We start from the raw sequence: 22,937 nt of genomic DNA, 5'->3' as shown, positions 1-22,937 counted from the left end.
AAATTTCATCGGTTTCTTCAAGTGATTTGTGTGTCTACTTAACAAGTAAGCATAAAGGGGGAATTGATGATGTCTTTAACTAAAATAAGCTTAGCTGAGATTGTCAAAAAGCAGTATGTTTACAAGCTACGTGCATATCATGGTGTGTTTACTACCCTTGTCGTTCTCCAAATCATTGCAATTCTTTTTTCTTTTAACGGAGTAAGTTCAATGGGCACAAGTACAGAAGGTATCCAAATTAATGTTCATTACTATTCGGCTGATATCGTCATTATTTTTACGATTTTGTGGTCCTTTATTTCAGCCATGTTATTGACGACTCAAGCTTACCGCGATGATGATTTTGCTTTTGTGACAAATCGTGTCAGCAGTAATCTGGCAAATATTAGCTTTTTATTCACTGCTAGTATTATTGGTGGCTTAACAGCTATGTTGTCAACATTTTTACTAAAGGTTCTTCTTTATTATTTAGCTGAGGTTCAATTTATTAAAGATTCGATCACGATAGCAAGTCCGAATGAGTTTATCATTGGTTTCTTTGTCACAGTGGTTTATGTTTTTTTCTTTAGTGCGATAGGATATCTTATCGGAACGCTTGTTCAGTTGCACGGAATTTTTGCGTTCGTATTACCAGTCGTCTTTTTTGGAATGCTGTTTTTTGATAATAGCAGCGGGATAGCGATATTGATCGAATGGGGTTATAAATTTTTCGCAAAAGAATCGTTAATTTTACTATTTCTAATGAAGGCTTTGATTAGTATAGTTCTTTTATTTTTAAGTTCAATCATATTGGCTAATCGTTTGGGGGTGAGAAAATGAGTGCCTTACTATTATTTATTTTTATTCTTGCTTTCGTTTTATATATGAAACGGAGAACCCCTTCTGGAAAATATGTAAGGAGAACTCAAATTCGCATGTTTTTTGCTGGTTATGTCGCTCTTTTAATTCTTTCAGTTGGAGTATATGTACTTATTCCAAAAGGTGAAGTTTATCCTAAACATGAGCTTTCACAGCATGAAATGGATCAAGAAATACAAAAGTTCTACAATGCAGTGCATCAAGGAAGGGTAGATGACGTTGAACCATCGTATATTAAGAAAACATGGGAGTTTGATTATGATAATGAACAGATTGGCCTTGTCAATAAATACTATGATACTTCTGTCGTGGTTGAAAAAGTAGATGCCCCTGATAAAGGTATTAATGCGGTCTATTATTCTGCACCAGCAGTTGTTGGCGATATTAACATTTCTGATCAAATTAAGCCGATCGATGTGATCTTAGACGGTAATGAATTAGTTGTCATTGCTCCTGAACCTGTGGAGTTAAAACTAGCACAGTTTCGAAAAGAGTTTACATTAACACAATTCAGCGAAGAGAATTCAAAAAATATCTATCATAGCAGTTTCATTGGAAACAATATTCTATATTTGCAAATTCCTAGGCATATTGAATTGACTCATGATCCAAATCTCTACATTCAATATATTGGTGAATAAGTTTTAATAAAGGAGAAATCAACGATTTTTCCTTTTTTAAAACAATTACACATTTGCAACGATTAACGTGGAAGAAGTGGCTGAATATATGATTCAATAATAGCTAGAAAAGAGCTTTACGATAAACGTGAAAGCTCTTTTCTTCAACATACTTTTCACCATCTTATAGATTTTTACTTTTCTTGTGTTGTTGGTAGAAAACGCGGTCTTTCCGCAAAAAAATCTTCATAATTAGTGGATTTTATTAGGGCATTTTCTTCTGCTTTTATCCGAACAGAAAGAACCCAGGCATTCAGTAGTGAGAAAATAACTGCTGTCCAGTACGCTTGAAAAATAAGAGGCAGTACCGCGATTTCGATCGCAACGATGACATAGTTGGGATGGCGAATAAGTTGATAAGGCCCTTTTTTAACGACTTCAGCATGGGGAAGAATCATAATTCGCGTATTCCAATATTTTCCTAATGAAGTTAATGTCCATATTCTCCCGAATTGTGTAATTAAGAATATTGAAAGTGGGAAGATCGACCACCAGAGAAAGCCAGTCTGATTTAAAGTAACCTCAATAAGTAACGCTAAAAAGAAAAACGCGTGCATGAACACCATTATGCGATAATGGTTTCGACCTACTTCATAACCCCCTTGCGATAGAATCCACTTCGCATTACGATTAGCGATGAGTACTTCAACTAGTCGCTGTACGATTACTAAAGCTATGAATAAATATACGATTACCATCTAATGGACCCCTTTCCATTGAAGTAGAACAAGTTCCGAACAAAAGCCTGGACCAAGTGCGGCCATTAACCCGTAATCTCCATCCTGATGTTCCTCCGCCATTACATGTTCCAATACATATAAAATCGTCGGTGAAGACATATTGCCATGCCTTCTTAGAATATTTTTTGAAATATCAAGCAGTCCCTCATTAATTTCAAGTGTAGCAATATAAGCTTCAAGTACTTTTTTACCGCCGGGATGGGCGATGAAAGAAGATAACTGACCAATTGAAAGTTGTTGTTCATCTAAAAAAGCATCAACAATCGGTCCTAGCCATTTCTTAATAATATTCGGAATATCACGAGAAAATACAACATGAAGTCCGGAATCTTTTACTTGCCAGCCCATTACATCTTCAGAGTCTGCCATTAGCGTTGATTGACTAGCCACTATTTGCGGAGTAATCGGGTAACTCCTATTTTTCACTATGTTAGATTCGTCACCGCAAACAAGGGCACATGCAGCGCCATCGGCAAAAAGTGATGTTCCAATCAAATTACTCTTTGTCCGATCATTACGTTGAAAAGTAAGCCCACAAAGTTCAACACAGACAACTAATACATTAGCTTTCGGAAATGCTTTACAATATTCAAAGGCTCTGCTAATGCCTGCAGCGCCCCCGGCACATCCAAGCCCCCAAAGGGGAATCCGCTTTGTGTGAGGAGAAAAGGGGAGTACATTCATAATACGGGCATCGATACTTGGAGTAGACATTCCTGAGCTCGATACAAAAATGATTGTATCAATGACGGAAGTATCAACAGTTTCCTTTAAAAAAATGGGATTTTGTAAACATGCTTTAATCGACTCAGCTCCAAACGCCGTTGCCATGTCAATATACAAATCATTCCGTTCTTGCAATGAGTGCTCATTTTTAAACCATTCCAGTGGAACGGCAAAATTTCTTTGTTCAATTTCTCCGTTAGGAAATGCTTGCAGTAATCGTTCGATATCATGAAAATTTTCTTGAAATAGCTCCCGTGCAAATTCGGTTGTTACCGTTTGATCGATTGAATGCGGAGGGATATATGAGCTGACAGAAATAATTGAAGGCACTGACCACACCTACCCTAATATTTTTACTGTGATGTTACGTTTTCCAATATCATGATTCAATTTTAGGAATAATAAAACTAGCTGTTTAGGTTACTTTTATATAAAACTATTTCGACTTGATCTATTAGTGAACTATAATATTATTGCGTAGCTTCCCAATCTGAGAATAAGCCACTTCCGTTGCACCCAGGACAATCGTAGTCAGTGACATTCATGTATGCAAACTCATTAATCATTACGTAATTGTAACCATTACCATTGCAATCAGGACATACTCCTTTTTCACGCATTCTTTCAATTTTTTTTTCATAATTCGTAGCTCTCCAATCAGAGAACATATTCATCAAACCCATTTTATTATCACCTCTAACATATCATTAGTTTCATTATTTGGGAAAATGAGGATATTTATACTTTACTCAAATAATAAATAATAGAAAAAAGCTAAGGAGAAGACTCCTTAGCGATGAGCATAAATTTGATGTTTAGAATGAATGACTCGAAGTAATAACCTTTTTTTGATTATTATAATATGCTTGTTCAATGTTGAAGTCTTTGTATTGCTGTAACGTATTTTCAACATAGATAGAATGCCAAAGCATAAAGCACAGAATAACCCAGAGTTTTCTGCTGTTATCTTTTTTTCCTTGGGAGTGTTCTTCAAGTAAAGAGAAAACATAATTTTTATTAAAAATTCCGTCTGTTTGGCTTTCATTAATTAAGCGATGCGCCCAATCGTATAATTCATTCCGTAACCAGTGACGGATTGGAACAGGGAAGCCTAGTTTTTTTCGTTGAAGCACTGATGCAGGAATAACCGGCTTCATCGCTTCACGAAGAACATATTTTGTTGTACCATTGGCAATTTTCACACTGTCAGGTAATTTTCTGGCTACTTCAAATACGTCCTTATCTAAGAAAGGTACACGTAATTCAATCGAATGAGCCATTGTCATCCGATCTGCCTTTACTAAAATGTCACCAGGTAACCAAGTATTCAAATCAATATATTGCATTTTTGTTGTCTCCTGATAGTAAGCAGCTTGTTCATATAAATCTTTTGTAATCTTTGTATAACGATTCATAGGATGATAAGGTAAAAACAATTGCTTTTTTTCCTGCTCACTAAGAATTTTTGCATTTCCAACATACCGTTCTGTGAGCGGTGTTGTACCACGTAAAAGATAGCTTCTTCCTTTTATTCCTTCTGGTAAAAGAGAAGCTGTTTTATTGACGAGAGATTTTAGCGGCTGAGGGATATAATTAAACCATTGTAGAGCAAGTGGTTCACGATATATATTATATCCACCAAATAATTCGTCAGCCCCTTCTCCGGAAAGGACAACTTTTACATGTTTACTAGCTTCTTTTGCAACGAAATATAATGGAACAGCTGCTGGGTCTGCCACTGGATCATCCATATGCCAAATAATGGTAGGTAGTTCTTGAATAAATTCTTCAGGTGTAATGACCTTATGAATATTCTCAACTTCTAATTGTTCCGCTGTATCTTTAGCAATATCGATTTCACTGAATCCTTCTGTTTCAAAACCGACAGTAAATGTTTTTAATTGTGGATTGTGTTGTTTTGCCAATGCGACAATACTTGTTGAATCAATACCGCTTGAGAGAAATGCCCCAACAGGCACATCACTACGCATATGCTTTTCTACAGAATCCTCAAGAACCGCTCTTATTTCTTTCGTATAATGATCCACGCTACCATTTGTAGGCTGGAATGTTTTTTTGTAATAGCATTGTATTGTGGCGGCTTCATTAGGTCGTTTAATTAGAAAATGGCCTGGTTTTAATTTCTTTATGTTTTTTGATAAAGCATATGGCTCAGGTACATATTGATAGGTTAAATAGTGTTGAATAGCTTCATCTGAAATGTCTTCATGCATAACAGATGATGCAATACTTTTTAGTTCGGAAGCAAAAGATAAACGTTCATTCGATTCTGAATAATAAAACGGTTTTATTCCGAAACCATCTCTTGCAGCAAATAATACTTCTTCTTGTTGGTCCCAAATAGCAAAAGCGAACATTCCACGTAAATCGATTACACATTTCGAACCTTTCCATGCGTACATTGCCAGGATTACTTCAGTATCTGAATGCGTTTGAAATGAAAATCCTTGTTGAAGTAAAGTTTCTCTTAATTCCAGATAATTATATATTTCTCCGTTAAAAACAATGTGGTACCGATCCATATAAGAAAGCGGTTGGTGACCTTGTTCTATATCAATAATACTTAATCTTTTAAATCCGAGTTGAACGTGCTTGTCTTCAAAATTGCCTGTTGAGTCAGGACCACGGTGGTGAATTGCTTCTAAAGCTTTTTCCCACACCATTGAATCAACTTTCTTTACGTCTCGATTACGAATCTCTCCGATAAAACCGCACATAATATATTCCTCCAAAGGTTTTCTCTAATTACAGTTTGTCCATATTTTGAGAAAAAAATTTAATTACCTTTATCTATTCATTAGACGACATGTTACCTTATAAAGTTACATCAACTTCAAAAGAAATTCGTAACCATAGAATATTTTACATGATTTTTTGTTGATTTTTCGATAATGGAGAGAAAAATATTTAAAAAATTGAGATAGACGTTTAAAATACATAGTAATACAAATAACTAAACTATGTTCATATGTAAAAATAGAGAAAAAGGAGCAGTCGAACATGTCAGAAGAAATAACAGTAACAGTTCAAATTGGAGATAATGTACTGATAAAAAAAGGAGATAATAAAGGGGAAAAAGCAAAAGTCATTGCAGTTTACACAAATTCAGTGGCTGTTCAGTTAGATAAAACTGAAAAAGATGGGAAACCAAGAAGAACAGTTGTCAATCACAAGAAATATGATGTAATTTCTTAAAAGGCTTTATTATATGTAAAGAGTATCCACCCCAAATCAGATTAATTTTGGGGTGGGTTTTTAGCAAATTTTTAAAATTGAGCTGCTGATTTCGCTACTTTTTCTAACCCTTCAGTAACAATTTCCTCAGCGCGATCAGGATATTGATTGTGTCCTTCAATTACAAGAACCTCAGGATCATTAATACCCCATAAGCTTAGGTTTGTCTTCACATAGTTTACAGCCATTTCAGCTGATGCCATTGGTTCAGCTGAATAATCTGCACCTCTAGCATTGAGTAAGGCTACTTTCTTATCAGGGACTAAGCCAATTGGACCTTCAGCTGTATATTTGAATGTTTTCCCGGCTTGAGCAAGATGAGAAATATAATTTACAAGTGGAGCAGGGACCATCCCATTCCATAATGGAAAGGCAAAGACGACTTTATCAGCCGCAAAGAATTGATGTAAGTAATGTTCTACTAAATCAGCTGCTTGCGATTCCTCTGCAGTAAGTTCTACACCTTGATTACGTTTGAAAACACCTGTTATTGCAGTATTTCCGTAATGAGGAAGTTCCGCATTAAAGAGATCTAACTCAATAATTTCATCTTCACTATTTGCTTCTTTATATGTGCTTAGAAATGCTTCATACATTTTTGAACTAATTGCCTGATCTGCTGGGCGATCATTTGCTTTGATAAATAATACGTTTGCCATGTTTGTTTCCTCCAGTAAATAAAATAATCTAGTTAGTTGTAATAGCAACATATTGAATAACTTTGGTTGCTATACATACTAACTTACAATTACAAATTTTACGCTAGGATGTTTTATGTGTCAAATGATTTGATTGTTGATTAGTATTATTATGTTAACCACTGTAAGTAGCTAGATTTTATCGTTTTTTGGTACAATTACAATAAGTGACAGAAGAAGTAATTACTAAGAGGGCCCGGTTGAGAACAGGTAAAGAAAAAGGTGGTGTTATGCTTGACTTCATTTCAGCATAATCATGAACATATTGATGAAAATATGTTCAAAATAGAGGTAAATTTAGATGATATGTCTGGTGAATTAATCGGTCATTTAATGGAGGAGTTATTAGCTAAAGGGGCAAACGATGTGTATTATACACCTATTTATATGAAAAAAAACCGTCCTGGAATTTTACTATCCGTTCTCGTTTCAGTGGATGCTGTGGAAAAAATAAAAGAGGTTCTATTTAGAGAAACCACAACATTTGGCCTCCGTTATACCCCATTTATTGTCCATCGCTTAGGCAGGGATTTCATTGAGGTTGGGACCCAATGGGGAATAGTTCGTGTGAAACAAGCAATCTATAAAGGAACAATTATTCAACAAAGTCCAGAATATGAAGATTGCCGGTTGATTGCCCAAAGAGAAGAGATTCCGTTAAAGCAGGTCTACGAAGAAGTGTACAAGCAGTTAATGAAAACAAATCATAAGGATGCTTCAAAGTGACCTTTTACAAAGTATTAGTAGGAAATGATGTCTGAGTAAAATAAATTTCTTGTTTAGCAATAACGCTGTTTCACCAACGAAATAGTTCATATTTAGTAGAGAAAATAAGGTCTGTTTTGGCCGCAAAAAACGTATTGTATGTCTAAGCGGCCTAGGAGGGACCTTATGTTATAAGGAGGGAAATAACTTGAGTATTCGTTTTGAAGTGAACAGAACTTTCCAGACATCCAAACAAAAAGCTTACGCGGCTTTGCTTGATCTTGATTCTGCCAAGTACTGGATGCGAGGTTTAGTGGGAATCAATCGATTGGACGAAGGGCCGTTACAGGTGGGAAGTCAGTGGAAGGAAACAAGAAAAATGTTTGGAAAAGAGGCTTCTGAACATTTTGAGGTTGTCGAACTACATGAACCAGACAAAATTGTACTGCGCTGTGATGGAACGAAAGGAACAACGGGCAAAGGAGAATTCTTGTTTACATATATCATTACGTCGACAGGTAATCATTCAGAAATTACTTTACATGGTGAGATAAAGGGACTTTCTGGCTTAACTAAATTATTTGGGAAACTGATGGCAGGAACTTTTAAAAAAGCTTGTGCAAAAGATTTAGATGCTTTAAAAAGCTATTTGGAGAACTGATTACTGATGAGGGTTAATCCTACTATGGCAGGACCTATGTGGATGAAGAAGATTTGACTCAAGGTGAAATAAAGGAGTATGTTATGACAATTATAGATAAATTAAATCTGAGTAAATATAAAAATATGGCCGTGCTTCATCAACCAAGTGATTATGATTTGTTTATTGGATATAAGACAACATTATCAGGAGACCATGATGCTATTTTTATTTTTGTGGAAACGATTGATGATATGGTGAATCACACCCAAAAAGTTATCAATGAAGAACAATTACTAGAAAAAGGATACTTATTTTTTGCATATCCGAAAAAAGGGAACAAGCGGTATGATTCGTTCATTCACAGAGATGATATTTTTCCAGCAATGAAAGTGGGTGAAGATGGATATGTGAAAAATAGCGATGTGAAATTTTCGCGAATGGTAAGCATGGATAATGTATTTACTGTCGTTGGATTAAAGCGTGAAAAGAAGAAAGATAAAAAGTCATCTGCTGCAAGTCAGTGTGTAGCAGATTACGAGGATAATGTTAAAGATATAGAAAAGCTATTAACAGATCATCCAAATGAACTAAAGTTCTATCAGGAACTAACACCAGGTTACCAAAGGGATTGGGCCCGCTATATCTTTTCTGCTAAGCAACAGAAAACACGTGATAACCGCCAAGTACAAATGGTTGATATCTTATCACAGGGATATAAATCAATTGATTTGTTTCGTCAAAAAAAGAAATAGACTTTAAATGATGAGTATATGGAAAATACCGACTGTAAAATAGGCATTCCTACTTACTCCAGAAACACACCCATTCGTATCATAAGGTCAACCAGATAAGAAAATTTGTGTTGCAGTTACTTCAATAAGAAGTATGCGAATCCTCTAAATAACAAAACAGCACTTCTCCCACTATTTAGAGAAGGTGCTGTAATTTTTTTAGGAAAAGTCATTTACTTGTTGTACGGTTCACTGTAGTGTATCTAAGTGAGTTTTTTTACCACATTTGATTACTACACAAAATGGTTACTTGTTTTTCAGCATCTCAGCAAGCTCATATAGGGAATGATACTGTTTAATTTGATAGCACCGGCCTTCCTTTTGCAAGTATCCTTTATCGCAAAATTGTGTAAGCACATGCAATAAGTGTCGGTAGGATACGCCTAAATAATCACAAACCGTTACATGTTTCTCCTTATAAACTCCTTCATCAGCAGTTTGCAAGATAAAATCCGCAAGTCGATTTTCAAGCGGGAAGGCGAGACTTTGTGTATACTTTACAGCCATAAGTGTTGCCTTTACACTTAAAAATTTGGTTAATTCACGTAGAAATTTCGCATCTTCCAGCAATTGTGTACGGTAGCGATGAATAGGCAATGCAAAACAAACGGTCTTCGTTGACGCTTGGATTCCTTTTGTATAGTACACCTCATTTAATAATTCCATTTCCCCAATGTAATCATTTGCATTGATAAAATTAATTAACGAAACTTTACCATTATGATGAGTTACATATATTTTTGCTTTTCCTTCCATAACATAAAACAGAAAATCCGGCCTCATACCTTCTTGAATAATCCATTCATCGCGTTGATATTCGTGTACTTCCATATACTCTTCAGCTAGAAAAGAAAATAAATGCGCAATAGAATTCTTCTCCAAATACAGTCGCTTTTTCTCATCTTTGTAAATTTCCATAACTCACCTCAAAAATATGAGATATCTCATATTATTCATCATTCCTCCATGATATCATGCAATAATGGAGGGATACAGAATGAAAACACATCGTTGGATGAGTATGCAGTTTTTTAGTTTTTTTGTGACGTGGGGCATCTTTCTACCTTATTGGACGGGCTGGATGGTTTATACAAAAGGGATTACAATTCCTCAAGCTAGTTTGATAATGAGCTTAGGCTTGGTGTCAAGAGGCCTTTCCACATTAGTTGCATATCCTTATTTATCAGGGAAATTTAGTAGTAAAATTTTATTAAATGGGGCGGCAATCGGTACGCTAATTGCAATTCTCTGTTATATTCCGGCAAGTTCCTTTGCTAGCTTACTTATAGTCACATTAGTATTTCATTTTTTTTATCCAACGTTGATGCCGGCTTTAGACAGCGCCGCTGGCGTCCTTATGCAAAGCGGACAATTAAGACATTACGGGAGAAGCCGCCAGTGGGGGTCCATCGGATTTGTCGTGGCTGGCATGATTTTAACGGTCTTTATAGGGTTGTTTGGAGATGAAGTGATATTATGGGCAATGTTACTTGGTACATTGGTATTCGTGTGGCTTGGTTTTATGAGTGCGCCTGTTATTTTATCTGAAAAGCCGCAAGCGAACCAAACACAAGAATGGGGCATGTTAAAGTTATTTCATAATAAGCACTTTAGTTTGATACTTATCATTGTAATCTTACTGCAAGCGGCACATGCTACTTATTACAATTATGGTTACCTTTTTTTACAAGAAATCGATACACCCAAATATTTAATTGGTGTAATTATTAACATTGCTGTAGTCGCAGAAATCATTTTTTTCTCAATCGCAGATCAGAGATTTCATAAATTTTCAGTAGGCTCTTTGCTGGCACTAGCAGCACTTGGTTCTACTCTACGTTGGATATTAGTATTTGCCTTTCCAAATGTGATTGTTTTCAGTATCGCACAAATACTTCATGCATGTTCATTTGCTATGGGACATTATGCCTTTATGAAATACTTAATCAATAACATTCCACATGCGCAGATTCCAAAAGCACAAGGCTTGTATTCAGCGTTGGCACTTAGCTGGAGCACTGCAGTGTTTACAATTTTTGGCGGCTATTTATACGAAATCGAACCTAGGTATGCCTTTATCGGAATGATTATTTGTACCATTCCATCAATGCTGCTTGCGCTTGAGTATCGTAAACGGGAACTTAGAAAGGAAGTTTTAATTTCTATCTAGTTCTTTATCTTAAACTTCACAAAGCTGTGGCAATTTAAAAACGCATGGATGATATGATTGTCCATGCGTTTTTGTGTATTTTTTATTCTGATTTAAATTGCTATTTTCAGTGTTATTTCCAATGTTTGTTTTTATATCTACAGTATCTGAGTCTTATAAGACATCCTTTTGGTTTTAATTTAATGCAGCGTTCTTTTTCATTGATTCCCCTAATTGATGAACATCAACAATCGATTGATAGACATTTTCTTCAAGAATCTCAAACTGTAAATTATGAATCGTTCGTTCTGGCGCGCAAGCTTTTTTTGCAGCTAAGCGCAGTTCTTCTTCACGAAGTTCGGTTAAGCCCATGTCACGTAATGAAATAGGAAGATTAATTTTTTGATAAAATCTCATAAAATCAACGATTTCCTGATCTGATTTTCCTTCAAGCTTAAATTGGCATAGCAATCCATAAGCGACAAGCTCTCCATGAAAGGCACCCTTCATGTCTGGGATCACAGTCATTCCATAATGAATGGCATGTGCTCCAGATGAAGCGCATGTATGTCTGCCTAGTCCGCCGACTAAACCTGACAAGAGTATATTGGCATCTATTACTTGACGAAGCGATTCGCTCGTTTTACCTTGCTCACAATCCTGAATAGCCTGTTCACTGAATTCAAAAAGTAAGTCTCGCACTAATTCAGCCATCTTTAAGCCGGCCTTGGTCATCGCATTTTGGTATTTCCCTTCATTTAAGGGGATGGCTTCATACCATTTCACAATCGTGTCCCCAATTCCAGCAGTTAAATAGCGGACGGGAGCATTTCGAATGATATCCGGATCAACGAGTACAGCAGCAGGTGAGTGATCAAAAGACTCTACTCGTACGAATACATGATCAGGTGTATAAAGAATCGATTGTGCAGCTGATGCGGCACAAGTAGAGGCTAGTGTTGCGACATTGATTACTGGCAGCTGTAATCGGGTAGCGACAAGTTTGGCCATATCAAGACATTGTCCTCCGCCTACACCAACAATGATATCAACATGAGAAGGCACTTTAGGAAGGATTCGCTGCAATTCTTCCTCAGAGCAGTGGCCCTCAAAGTATTCTAGCGTGTAATCTAAAGCGCTTTCATGTAAGCTCTCTGTAACTTTGGCACAAGCTTTTGACCACGCAGTAGGCCCTGCAACAATAAAAGGCGTTGTTCCAAACTTTTTGATCCACTCCCCAGTTTTTCTAAGTATTCCTTGTTCTTGAATGTAATTAGAAGGATACGTTTTTGCTATATGCATGTTTTTCACCTCTACAAATTATTAGGTTTAGAATGATATATTTTAGATATATCAGAGAAATTTTAAAAGAGAAAACCAATAGGATTTCACTGTTCATTTATTAAAATTGTAAGACAATTACACATTGAATTGTATCTTACTATCATTGCTAATTCAAGACTTATGCTGTAAATATTTTAACTATTCATACTATATTGAGTTGACATTACACTTTCGACCGACTTATCATAGATATATGTTAGATATATCAGTGAAAGAACAGAGGGTTTGCTATGAAACAAGGGAAAACGAAAATCGCCTATGAAAATATAAAAGAAAAAATTTTTAACGGTGAATTGAAGCCGTTGGCAGATATTTCTGAAGAGAAGCTGCAAGAGGAATTAGGCATAAGCAGAACACCGATCAGAGAAGCACTGCAAATGTTAGAAAAGGAGAAGTTTGTTTATATTTATCCTCGAAAAGGGATCATTGTTTCTGGGATCACACCAGAGTTAATCAACCATATTTATGAAGTCCGTGAACTAATCGAACCATCAGTCGCTAGGGCTGTCTGCCATCAAATACCTGATACATGGTTATTGAAACTAAGACAAAATTTTACGGATGAACCAGCAAAGTTAACCCCGGAACAAAGGAAAATATATTTCACTAACTTAGACCGGGAGCTGCACCATAAGATCATCTATACACATAATAATAGTTTCATTCACAACATAATGGATAATGTGATGGATCATACTCATCGAATTATGCTCCATACTTCAACGATCAATGAAAAATATAATGTGTCTATTCAGGAGCATATTGACATTATTGATACATTTTTAGAAAAAGATGCAGACCAAGTTGAAAAGCTGATCCGAGAGCACATCATCAATGCGAGAAAGAACTCGATTCGTTTTTTATACGGCTTAGAGAACGCATAATAAGCTTTATGAAATTGATGGAAAAATGGGAGGGGATCGTATGGATCACCAGAAAATTGAGGCGATAAAAAATATCGTGTCAACTGGCAGTGTATTAACGGACGAATCTGATCGATACAGTTATTCGTTTGATGCTTCTTTCGGTACCTATTTACCGGACGTTGTCATTCAAACGAAGGAAGTCGAAGAGCTTGCCGAGCTCGTAAAATATGCAAATAAAGAAAAAATCCCTCTTTATCCACGTGGGCAATCCACGTCATTAAGCGGCGGACCATTGCCAGTAAAAGGCGGGATCGTTATTGATTTGTCAGTAATGAACAATGTGTTAGTCGTCGATGAGGAGGATTTAGTCATAGTCGTATCTCCAGGGGTTTTAACGTCTGAGATTCATAAAGCAGCAGAACAAAAAGGCTTAATGTACCCGCCTGATCCGAGCAGTTCGCACGTATCAACCATTGGAGGAAATCTCGCAGAAAATTCTGGTGGACCGCGCGGTTTGAAGTATGGAGTCACAAAAGACTATGTGATCGGCTTAGAAGTCATTACCCCTGAAGGCGAGATCATTCGTACTGGTGGAAGAACGGTAAAGAACGTGACCGGCTATGATTTAACAAAGTTAATTGTAGGTTCAGAAGGGACGTTAGGAATTATTACAAAAGCAATTTTGCGCTTAATTCCAAAGCCGCCTGCTTCAGAAACAGTCATGGTCATCTTTAACAGTCTTGTTGATGCAGGGGGTGCAATATCTAAAATTCTATCATCTGGTATCCTCCCAGCAAAAATGGAGCTAATGGATCAAGCATCGATCATTGCCGTGGAAAATTATGAACCTTCAAATCTACCAAGAGATGCAGAAGCGATTATTTTGATCGAATTGGACGGTCATCCTGCTGCTGTTAAAGATGAGATTGATAAAGTCGCTATGCTTTGTGAATCAGTAGGTGCTCGCGAGGTCAGAATTCCTGAAACAGAGAAGGAAAAAGCAGAGGTCTGGAAAGCGCGGAAACTTGTTTCTCCTGCTATTGTGCAAATTAAACCGACAAAGATTTCTGAAGACGCAACGGTTCCTCGCAGTCAAATACCTGAGATGTGCCGCAGACTTCAGCAAATTAAAGAGAAGTATAACCTGCATCTTGTTGTTTTTGGCCACGCAGGTGATGGGAATCTTCATCCGAATATTATCGCAGACAAAAGTGATAGAGAGGAGATGGAACGTGTGGAATTAGCGGTAGCCGAAATTTTTGAGGCTGCTGTTGAATTAGGAGGAACATTATCTGGGGAACATGGAATCGGCACGATGAAAGCACCATTTATGGAGATGGAATTAGGTGTGGTTGGACTTGATATGATGAAGCGGATTAAACAAGCATGGGATCCAAATAACATAATGAATCCGGGGAAGATTTTCCCTGAAAAAGGTCAAAAGTTGGTGTTGAAGTAATGGGAAACCAGTTACTAGAATTACAAAAAGAATTAAATTATGGGAAAACGAATAGCTGTGTTCAATGCGGCTATTGTTTGCCTGTATGCCCTACGTATTCAACCATGGGCAAAGAAACCCATTCACCACGGGGAAGAATCAATTTAGTGAAGATGGCCGGGGAAGGGAGGATTACCGACTTATCACTTTTAGAGGAGCCGCTTGATTTATGTCTTGGCTGCCGCGCTTGTGAGACGGCTTGCCCAACTGGTGTGGAATATGGCGCTATCTTAGAAGCTTCGAGGGCTGCCCTGACTCGTCGGAAAAAGTATCGTTCCTCTACTAAAGTAGTGAGAAATCTACTATTTGAAAAAGTGTTCCCTAGTAGATTGGCAATGAAAACACTCGGAAATGGACTATGGCTTTATCAAAAAAGCGGCATGCAAAAACTAGCCAGAAAATCGGGTGTAATGAAAAAGCTGCCTTTAAATCTTGGCAAAATAGAAGCGATTGTTCCAGAAGCAGTTTCTCCGTCAGAGCGGAATCGACTTCCAAGTTTCATTAAGGCGAAGGGTGAAAAAAAGTATACGGTTGCCTTTTTTACCGGCTGTATTATGGATGCAATGTTCGCCCGTATTAATCGTTTATCCGTTGAGCTGTTAGCAGCAGTAGGCTGTGATGTGTACATTATTGAAAATCAAACATGCTGCGGAGCCCTGCATGCTCATGCCGGTGAGCTTGACCAAGCAGTTAGTTTAGCAAAGAAAAACATTGCGGCCTTTGAAGAAAATGATGTCGACTTTGTCGTTAACAATGCCGGCGGCTGTGGTGCCATGCTGCATGAATACAGTCATCTGTTAGCAGAGGATTGCCAATGGAGTGAGCGAGCCCAGGCATTTTCTGCAAAATCAAAAGATATAAGTGAAGTACTTGTTTTGTGCGGAGGCGTGACCATCCCTGATCATGACCGAGAAAGAGTGACCTACCAGCCGTCCTGTCATATGACAAATGTTCAAAAAGTAACGGAGGAACCGCGGGAATTAATCAAATTAATTCCAAATATCGATTTTATCGAAATGAACCAAGCAGACATGTGCTGTGGGTCAGCAGGGATTTATAATATCGTAAACCATGAGGAATCAATGGAAATTCTAGATCAGAAAATGGAGAATGTGAAAAAAACAAACTCCCATATTATTCTTACGACAAACCCTGGCTGTTTACTGCAAATGAAGCTGGGAATTGAACGAGAAAACCTTCAAGGACAAACTAAAGCGCTTCATCTAATAGAGTATTTAGCAGAAGCTGTCGGAATCCAATAGCGTTTACATTGAATACGAGAGGTGATCGGATTTGTTGAACGAAAAGTATGAACTGTTAAAAGAGAATTTACGTGAATTGGGAAGTGTCGTTGTCGCGTTTTCTGGTGGAGTAGACAGCACCTTTTTATTAAAAGTAGCATTTGACACACTTGGAAAAGAAAATGTGCTTGCTGTAACAGCAGACTCTGAAACATATCCAAGCAGTGAATTGGAAGAGGCAAAGGAATATGCAATGCAGATCGGAGCAACACATCAAATCATTGAAACATCAGAATTAAATATTCCGGGTTATAAAGAAAATACGCAAGATCGCTGTTACTTTTGTAAAAACGGACTGTTTGAAGAAATTAAGCCAATTATGGTTCAAACAGGGTTCAAGAATATTGTGTACGGGCTAATTGCCGATGATATGGGCGAGCATCGTCCAGGAAGAAGGGCAGCAATGGAGCATGGTGTCCGGGCCCCGCTTCAAGAAGCAGGACTTTACAAAGATGAAATACGTCATCTGTCAAGACTAGTAAACCTGCCGACGTCAGAAAAGCCATCATTTGCTTGTCTGTCTTCAAGGATTGCTTACGGTGAAGAAATTACGCAGCAGAAATTAACAAAGATTGAGAAATCAGAAGCATTTATTAAGCAATTAGGGGTGAGACAAGTTCGCGTTCGAACCCATCAAGAGATGGCAAGAATTGAAGTCGAGCCGAAAGATTTGATGGTGATCATCAATCATCACGATGCCATAATAAAAGCGCTTCAGTCTTTAGGGTATAAGTTTGTCACACTTGATTTACAAGGTTACAAAAGCGGTAGCATGAATAGAATACTAGATACTGAACTAGAGATTGCCGAAAAGGAGGCTCAAAAATAAATGGACGTTTCTTTAAAGCAAGTGCTGCAGGCCGTATCAGAGGGAGCGCTTTCTCCTTCTGAGGCGTATGATTCCTTAAAGGGATATGAAGATTTAGGATATGTAAAAATCGATCATCACCGTACGAAGCGAAAAGGATTTCCCGAGGTTATTTATGGTGAAGGAAAAACAACCGAGCAAATGATTGGTATCTTTACTCATTTAATTGAAAAGCATGACACGGTATTAGCGACGCGAATTGATGGAGAAAAAGGACAGGCTGTCATGGAAGCCATTCCTGACGTAAGATATGATCTCGTATCTAGAACATTACTTTACCGAAAAACAGAGCAGAAGCCGCTGCATTCACGGCCAATCGGAATTCTTTGTGCAGGCACTACCGACCTACCTGTTGCTGAAGAAGCAGCCATCACTGCCCGAGCAATGGGAAATGAAGTAAAGCGTTTTTATGATGTTGGTGTAGCAGGGATTCACCGCTTATTTGATCAGTTAGAAGATATTAAGAGCTGCTCTGTCCTTATCGTGATTGCCGGTATGGAAGGAGCACTTCCCAGTGTTGTAGGAGGCTTAGTTAATCAACCGATTATCGCTGTGCCGACAAGTGTTGGATATGGCGCTAACTTTCAGGGGTTAGCACCGTTACTCACGATGCTGAATTCTTGTGCTTCAGGAGTGAGCGTTGTCAATATTGATAACGGATTTGGTGCTGCATATTCTGCATCGTTAATTAATCGAGTAGGGCTAGAGGAGGGCGAGTGATGAAGGTTTTATATTTAGATTGCAGTATTTCCGGGATTAGCGGTGACATGACTTTAGGTGCATTAGTTGATTTAGGAGCGGATATTAAAGAAATTGAAAGACTATTAAATGAATTTTCAATTGAACCGTTTGAAATTAAAGTAGAGGGCGTAATGAAAAAGGGAATTTACTCAAAAAAGGTTCATGTAATCGAAAATGTCGAAGGAAAAAAAGTAAACCACCGTCATTATTCCACAATAAAGAAAATGATTGAAGACTCGTCATTAACCGAAAGAGCAAAACAATTAAGTTTAGCCATCTTTGAACCGATTGCGTTAGCGGAATCGAAAATTCATAATAGCTCATTGGAAAAGGTTCATTTCCATGAAGTTGGTGCTGTCGATTCCATTGTTGATACAGTAGGTGTTGCGATCGCGCTTGACCAGTTACATATTGATAAGGTTTACGCCTCACCTGTCGTTGTAGGGGGCGGATCAATTATGATCGATCATGGACGTTACCCAGTACCAGCACCGGCAACACTTGAAATGTTAACAAAAATCCCGTTAAAATCTTCAAGCGTTGAAGGAGAATTAACAACACCAACAGGTGCAGGAATATTAAAAGGCGTTGTTTCTGACTTTGGCCCAATCCCTTCCATGACGATTGAGAAAGTTGGCTATGGTGCAGGGACGAAGGACTTTCCAGAGCATCCAAATGTTCTTAGAGCGATCTTAGGTGAACTTTAATACTTTGTAACAACAAGATGAGGAGGGATAAACAGTGCAAAGAGTGTTCCTTTTGTTGAGCGTACTTTTTCTTCTCACTAGTTGTAGCACAAACCAAACAGTCGAAAAAGTAGAAAGTAAAGAAGAAACAGAATTGTCTGCAGAGGTCTTAGTTATCGAAGAACCACTGCAAATTTATACGTCAATTTATGCTTTGGAAGATTTCATTCAAAAAATTGGTGGGGATGCTGTTAACGTAACAAATATCATTCCTGCTGGTGCAGATGCCCATACATATGACCCAACCATCAAAACGTTAACAAGAATTGCTGATGCGGATGCTTTTATATACAGCGGCGGCGGGATGGAAGGATTTGTTGAGAGATTGATAGAGTCGATGGCTGAAGAAAATGTGTTCATGGTAGAAGCATCAGAGGGCATTGAGTTTGTGGAAGGAAGTCAGCATCAGCACAGTCATAGCCATGGTCACAATCATGAACACAGTAACGACCATAGTCATAGTCATAATCATAGTAATGAAAACAACCATCACTATCATTATGATCCCCATATTTTTATCGACCCCATCCGTTCCATTGATGTCGCGAACAATGTTAAAAATGCCCTGGCGGAGCTGTTGCCAGAAAAGGAAGAAGACTTTCAAGCAAACTTTGACAATCTAAAAAGAGAGTTAGAGATTCTTGATCAAGAATTTCAAGAGATAGTTGAAGGTGCTTCCACATCGACATTTTTAGTTGCACATGCTGGATATACGTATTGGGCTGATCGATATGAGTTAGAGCAAGTTTCCATTACAGGTTTTTCACCAACGAATGAACCATCAATCCAGCAGCTTCAACAATTACTCGATTTTGCAACTGAGCATCGGATTAGCCATGTTGTTTTTGAAAAAAACTATTCGATCCCGATTGCAGACATGTTTATTGATGAACTAGGAGCTGAGCGGCTTTATTTTTATAATTTAGAAGCATTAACAGAGGAACAACGAGAAGAAGGTAAAGATTATTTTTATATGATGAGAGAGAATATTGAAACGATGAAAATTGCGTTGAACAATCAAACTTAAATTCTTAAAGATTACTAGAAAATGACTTGCAACAAAGTATAGAGAAAATGGGAGGCATTACGCAACTTTCTTGTAAAGGAGTCTTGAAATGGAGAAATTGTTCACCGGGATTAACATTCCAAAAATGATTAAAATCAAGCAGCATTTCGATAGAGTAGCACTAAGCGATATCCCTAATGTAATGAATGAACAGCTTGGTCAAGAAGAGATCATAGGAAGAATAAAGAAGGGTGACCGTGTTGCGATTGCTGTTGGCAGCAGAGGAATTGCTAATTTATCGTGCATCATTAAAGAAGTTGCGTCCGCGGTCAAAGAAAGAGGGGCTCATCCGTTTATCGTTCCAACAATGGGAAGTCATGGAGGAGCGACGGGAGAAGGACAGGCTGAAGTGCTTGCAGAGCTTGGTATCACCGAACAATCAACTGGTGCTCCGGTTGTTTCAAGTATGAAGGTTGTTCAAGTTGGGACTTCAAAAAATGGTCATCCAGTTTATATCGATAAAAATGCTTATACAGAGGCTGATGCCATTATCGTAACCGGACGGATTAAGCCGCATACGTCCTTTAGGGCGAACTATGAAAGCGGCCTCGCTAAAATGATTGCCGTCGGACTTGGTAAACAAGTCGGTGCCGAAATTATCCATGCTGCCGGTGTGGAGAATATTCCATTCAGAGTCGAGGAAATTGCAAGGGAAGCGATCGACAAATCGAATATCATATTTGGGGTAGGCATTATCGAAAATGCCTATGATGAAACGTATAAAATTGTAGCGATACCGAGCGAGAGGATTATGGAAGAAGAGCAGCCTCTTTTAGAAGAAGCAAAACAGCTGATGCCGAGTATTATGTTTGATAAATGCGATGTTCTTATCGTCGATGAAATGGGTAAAAATATCTCCGGAAGCGGGATGGATCCTAATATTATAAGAAGAAATTACTCAGGATCTGTTAAGCACAATCCATTGGCACAACGAATCGCTGTCTTGGATCTGACAAGAGAGTCGCATGGAAATGCTAATGGGATGACAAATGCTGACACCTGCTCAAGGCGATTCTTTACTAAGATTCAGTTTGAAGCTACTTATCCGAATCCATTGACAAACAGGCTGGCCCAAAGTGTAAAAATACCTATGGTCATGGAAAATGACAGTTTGGCTATTCGGGCTGCGATGAAAACGTGTTTTGACGTCGATTACAATGATATGAAGATCATTAGGATCAAAAACACACTTGAGCTCAAACATATGCTCATTTCAGAAGCTCTGTTCGAGGAAGCCAAGGCGAATCCGAATATCGAAATAATTGGTGAACCAGAGTATATGAATTTTAATGAAGAGGGCAATCTTTTTTAAGCTAGATTACAGCGACTGCAAAGGCAGTCGCTATTTTATTATTACTTTATTCTATTTTTTTTTTTCTAGTATAAATGGTTTTATATCTTGAAAACTAGATTTATAAACTGTCGAATTCCTCGCTAAATGTAAATATTATTTTTATAAAAGATATATAAAATCTCTTAATAGTATTTATCAAAATATCAAATGATAAAATCATAACATTTGAAATATAAAGTAATTTTACTAACATATAAATTACTTAAACTATACATTTTTAAAAAATAGCTTTAGTTTGCTATACGTAATGGTTGATTTGTATTAATAGATAGAAGTGTCGCTGATAAAAATGATTAAAGGCTCTACTAACAAGAAAAATAGAAAGGAGCATTGATTTGGAAATCAAATGTGAATTGGAATGTACCAATGGCATGGTCGTAGCAGCTCATCCGTTCGCTGCAGAATCAGGACGTACAATGTTAAAAAAAGGTGGGAATGCCTTCGATGCAGCGATTGCCACAGCCCTATCACTGGGTGTTGTCGATGCAGCCAATAGTGGAATTGGTGGTTATGGAGGAGTTGCATTAATATATAACAGACAGCAAAATAGTGTAAAAGTTATCGACTTTAATACGTCACTACCCGTCAAAGCCCCTCAAAAATCTTATCGAAGGGATGGTCCAAATCCTGAAAATATGGTGGGATATAAATCCATTTCAGTTCCAGGTGTTGTTGCAGGGTTATATGCACTATCCAAAAACTTTGGATCCTTACAATGGAAAGATTTATTTGAACCAGCAATAACTTTAGCGAATGAGGGATTTGTTATTAATCCTACAATTGCAAATACACTTAATGAGCCTCATATTCATATTTTTCCAGAAACGAGAAAAGAATTGCTTAATAGAAATAACATGCCATTTCATATAGGAGAAAGGGTAAGAAGAAACAATTACGGTAAAAGTCTACAGTTAATTGCGGATGAAGGCCCACATGTATTTTATGAAGGAAAGTTAGGAAAAGAGATTGTTAATGATATTCAAAATCATGGTGGTTCATTAGACTTAGAGGATTTAAAAAATTATAAGGTTGATATTCTAGATCCTATTACAATCAAATTTGGTGACTATGAGATTTATGGGGCACCAAAGAATACCGGGCATTTTACAATGATGCAAACGTTAAATATTATTGAAGGAATAAAAATTAACCAGTATCATAACCGTTCTTCAAAAATGATAGATATTGTCGCTAGAGCGATGGCATGGGCTTGGAAGGATCGTTTAAATTTACCTGGAAATCCTCCGCAGGATGAAATTAATAGACTCATTGATAAAAACTATGCAGACGAGCTAAGAAGACATGTGGGTAGCGGGGCTGGTCCTATCATCTTTGAAAATCAGGAGGATCATGGACATACAACACATTTATGTACTGCTGATTCATCTGGAAATATCGTTTCACTCACATTGACCCATGGACCTTTGTGGTATGGTTCAGGCGTGACGATCCCAAATACTGGGATCATTATGAATAATGGTATGGCTTTATTTGATGATATTGATTCTGGAGCGCTACCAGTAAATAATTTAACACCTACAATAGTAAAAAGTGAAGAAATGATGTTAGCGGTTGGTACCCCTGGAGCTAGAAGAATTATTTCTACTGTTACTAATTTTTTAATAGATACGTTACTCTATCATACTCCATTAGATGAGGCTATGAACAATCCACGATTTCACATTGAGGGAGGTGGTAGATTATTCGTAGAAAATCACTTGCCGATTCAGGTTAGGGAAGAACTTGAACAATTAGGGTATGAATTAAGTAATCTAGAAAATCAACATTTTTATGGACCTGCCTCAAGTTTAGCTACGAACAGTCAAAATACATGGGTTGGTGTAATTGATAAGAGATTTGAAGGAGGAATAGCTGGTTATTGAAAAGTCAAAATATTATGAAAAGGGT

Annotated in this window: 23 protein-coding genes; 16 read left to right on the top strand and 7 right to left on the bottom strand. The window is 37.5% G+C overall.

Annotation, left to right across the window (positions count from 1 at the left end; all coding sequences use genetic code 11):
- Positions 1-69: 69 nt before the first annotated feature.
- A complete protein-coding gene (locus tag ACJ2A9_RS02865; protein WP_441420089.1) occupies positions 70-819 on the top strand; it encodes a hypothetical protein in 750 nt (249 codons plus the stop codon).
- Positions 816-1,499, top strand: a complete 684-nt coding sequence (locus ACJ2A9_RS02860) for a hypothetical protein (RefSeq protein WP_441420088.1) — start codon at positions 816-818, stop codon at positions 1,497-1,499. The genes ACJ2A9_RS02865 and ACJ2A9_RS02860 overlap by 4 nt, the downstream gene beginning before the upstream one ends.
- Positions 1,500-1,672: 173 nt before the next feature.
- On the opposite strand, the gene ACJ2A9_RS02855 is transcribed toward ACJ2A9_RS02860, so the two are convergent.
- From ACJ2A9_RS02855 to asnB, 4 genes are all read right to left on the bottom strand, one after another.
- Positions 1,673-2,236, bottom strand: coding sequence for an isoprenylcysteine carboxyl methyltransferase family protein (locus ACJ2A9_RS02855; RefSeq protein WP_441420087.1), 564 nt, complete (start codon positions 2,234-2,236; stop codon positions 1,673-1,675).
- Entirely contained in the window at positions 2,237-3,334 is a 1,098-nt protein-coding gene (locus ACJ2A9_RS02850) for a type III polyketide synthase (protein ID WP_441420086.1), read from the bottom strand.
- A 140-nt stretch (positions 3,335-3,474) separates the two neighbouring features.
- Positions 3,475-3,687 carry a methionine aminopeptidase gene (locus ACJ2A9_RS02845; protein WP_441420085.1) on the bottom strand — a complete coding sequence of 71 codons (213 nt, stop codon included), beginning with the start codon at positions 3,685-3,687 and terminating at the stop codon, positions 3,475-3,477.
- Positions 3,688-3,819: 132 nt separating this feature from the next.
- On the bottom strand, positions 3,820-5,742 hold the full coding sequence (asnB, locus tag ACJ2A9_RS02840; RefSeq protein WP_441420084.1) for an asparagine synthase (glutamine-hydrolyzing): 1,923 nt from the start codon (positions 5,740-5,742) through the stop codon (positions 3,820-3,822).
- A gap of 283 nt (positions 5,743-6,025) precedes the next feature.
- Between asnB and ACJ2A9_RS02835 the strand changes: the two genes are divergently transcribed.
- Positions 6,026-6,220: a DUF2187 family protein gene (locus ACJ2A9_RS02835; RefSeq protein WP_441420083.1), complete on the top strand. Its 195-nt coding sequence runs from the start codon at positions 6,026-6,028 to the stop codon at positions 6,218-6,220.
- 71 nt (positions 6,221-6,291) lie between these two features.
- Here the strand turns inward: ACJ2A9_RS02835 and ACJ2A9_RS02830 are convergent, their stop codons facing one another.
- A complete protein-coding gene (locus tag ACJ2A9_RS02830) occupies positions 6,292-6,969 on the bottom strand; it encodes an FMN-dependent NADH-azoreductase (RefSeq protein WP_441420082.1) in 678 nt (225 codons plus the stop codon).
- Positions 6,970-7,191: 222 nt separating this feature from the next.
- Between ACJ2A9_RS02830 and larC the strand changes: the two genes are divergently transcribed.
- The 3 genes from larC (at position 7,192) to ACJ2A9_RS02815 (ending at position 9,057) form a co-directional block, all read left to right on the top strand.
- Positions 7,192-7,683, top strand: a complete 492-nt coding sequence (gene larC / locus ACJ2A9_RS02825) for a nickel insertion protein (RefSeq protein WP_441420081.1) — start codon at positions 7,192-7,194, stop codon at positions 7,681-7,683.
- Positions 7,684-7,870: 187 nt separating this feature from the next.
- The gene (locus ACJ2A9_RS02820) at positions 7,871-8,323 is read left to right on the top strand and encodes an SRPBCC family protein (RefSeq protein ID WP_441420080.1); all 453 of its coding nucleotides are present in this window, start codon (positions 7,871-7,873) and stop codon (positions 8,321-8,323) included.
- A gap of 83 nt (positions 8,324-8,406) precedes the next feature.
- Entirely contained in the window at positions 8,407-9,057 is a 651-nt protein-coding gene (locus ACJ2A9_RS02815; RefSeq protein WP_441420079.1) for a YdeI/OmpD-associated family protein, read from the top strand.
- A 285-nt stretch (positions 9,058-9,342) separates the two neighbouring features.
- On the opposite strand, the gene yeiL is transcribed toward ACJ2A9_RS02815, so the two are convergent.
- Complete coding sequence (yeiL, locus tag ACJ2A9_RS02810) at positions 9,343-10,014, bottom strand: transcriptional regulator YeiL (RefSeq protein ID WP_441420078.1); 672 nt, start codon at positions 10,012-10,014, stop codon at positions 9,343-9,345.
- A 79-nt stretch (positions 10,015-10,093) separates the two neighbouring features.
- Here yeiL and ACJ2A9_RS02805 point away from each other — a divergent pair, with 79 nt between their 5' ends.
- Positions 10,094-11,266 carry an MFS transporter gene (locus tag ACJ2A9_RS02805; protein ID WP_441420077.1) on the top strand — a complete coding sequence of 391 codons (1,173 nt, stop codon included), beginning with the start codon at positions 10,094-10,096 and terminating at the stop codon, positions 11,264-11,266.
- Positions 11,267-11,440: 174 nt separating this feature from the next.
- On the opposite strand, the gene ACJ2A9_RS02800 is transcribed toward ACJ2A9_RS02805, so the two are convergent.
- Complete coding sequence (locus ACJ2A9_RS02800; protein ID WP_441420076.1) at positions 11,441-12,547, bottom strand: iron-containing alcohol dehydrogenase family protein; 1,107 nt, start codon at positions 12,545-12,547, stop codon at positions 11,441-11,443.
- A 272-nt stretch (positions 12,548-12,819) separates the two neighbouring features.
- Here ACJ2A9_RS02800 and ACJ2A9_RS02795 point away from each other — a divergent pair, with 272 nt between their 5' ends.
- From ACJ2A9_RS02795 to ggt, 9 genes are all read left to right on the top strand, one after another.
- Positions 12,820-13,473 carry a GntR family transcriptional regulator gene (locus ACJ2A9_RS02795; RefSeq protein ID WP_441420075.1) on the top strand — a complete coding sequence of 218 codons (654 nt, stop codon included), beginning with the start codon at positions 12,820-12,822 and terminating at the stop codon, positions 13,471-13,473.
- 40 nt (positions 13,474-13,513) lie between these two features.
- On the top strand, positions 13,514-14,914 hold the full coding sequence (locus ACJ2A9_RS02790) for an FAD-binding oxidoreductase (RefSeq protein WP_441420074.1): 1,401 nt from the start codon (positions 13,514-13,516) through the stop codon (positions 14,912-14,914).
- Positions 14,914-16,215 carry a (Fe-S)-binding protein gene (locus ACJ2A9_RS02785; RefSeq protein WP_441420073.1) on the top strand — a complete coding sequence of 434 codons (1,302 nt, stop codon included), beginning with the start codon at positions 14,914-14,916 and terminating at the stop codon, positions 16,213-16,215. The genes ACJ2A9_RS02790 and ACJ2A9_RS02785 overlap by 1 nt, the downstream gene beginning before the upstream one ends.
- Before the next feature lie 31 nt (positions 16,216-16,246).
- Complete coding sequence (gene larE / locus ACJ2A9_RS02780) at positions 16,247-17,083, top strand: ATP-dependent sacrificial sulfur transferase LarE (RefSeq protein WP_441420072.1); 837 nt, start codon at positions 16,247-16,249, stop codon at positions 17,081-17,083.
- Positions 17,084-17,842 (top strand): nickel pincer cofactor biosynthesis protein LarB, encoded by a 759-nt coding sequence (larB, locus tag ACJ2A9_RS02775; RefSeq protein WP_441420071.1) that lies wholly within the window; start codon positions 17,084-17,086, stop codon positions 17,840-17,842.
- Complete coding sequence (locus tag ACJ2A9_RS02770) at positions 17,842-18,570, top strand: LarC family nickel insertion protein (RefSeq protein WP_441420070.1); 729 nt, start codon at positions 17,842-17,844, stop codon at positions 18,568-18,570. Before larB ends, ACJ2A9_RS02770 begins: the two co-directional genes overlap by 1 nt.
- Positions 18,571-18,604: 34 nt before the next feature.
- Positions 18,605-19,636 (top strand): metal ABC transporter solute-binding protein, Zn/Mn family, encoded by a 1,032-nt coding sequence (locus tag ACJ2A9_RS02765; RefSeq protein ID WP_441420069.1) that lies wholly within the window; start codon positions 18,605-18,607, stop codon positions 19,634-19,636.
- An 88-nt stretch (positions 19,637-19,724) separates the two neighbouring features.
- Positions 19,725-20,987 carry a lactate racemase domain-containing protein gene (locus tag ACJ2A9_RS02760; RefSeq protein WP_441420068.1) on the top strand — a complete coding sequence of 421 codons (1,263 nt, stop codon included), beginning with the start codon at positions 19,725-19,727 and terminating at the stop codon, positions 20,985-20,987.
- Positions 20,988-21,364: 377 nt separating this feature from the next.
- A complete protein-coding gene (gene ggt / locus ACJ2A9_RS02755; RefSeq protein WP_441420067.1) occupies positions 21,365-22,912 on the top strand; it encodes a gamma-glutamyltransferase in 1,548 nt (515 codons plus the stop codon).
- Positions 22,913-22,937: the final 25 nt, after the last annotated feature.

Source organism: Anaerobacillus sp. MEB173 (genome assembly GCF_052119505.1).
Classification (GTDB): Bacteria; Bacillota; Bacilli; order Bacillales; family JBJMAU01; genus JBJMAU01.
This window is presented reverse-complemented; position numbering and strand designations above follow the sequence as displayed.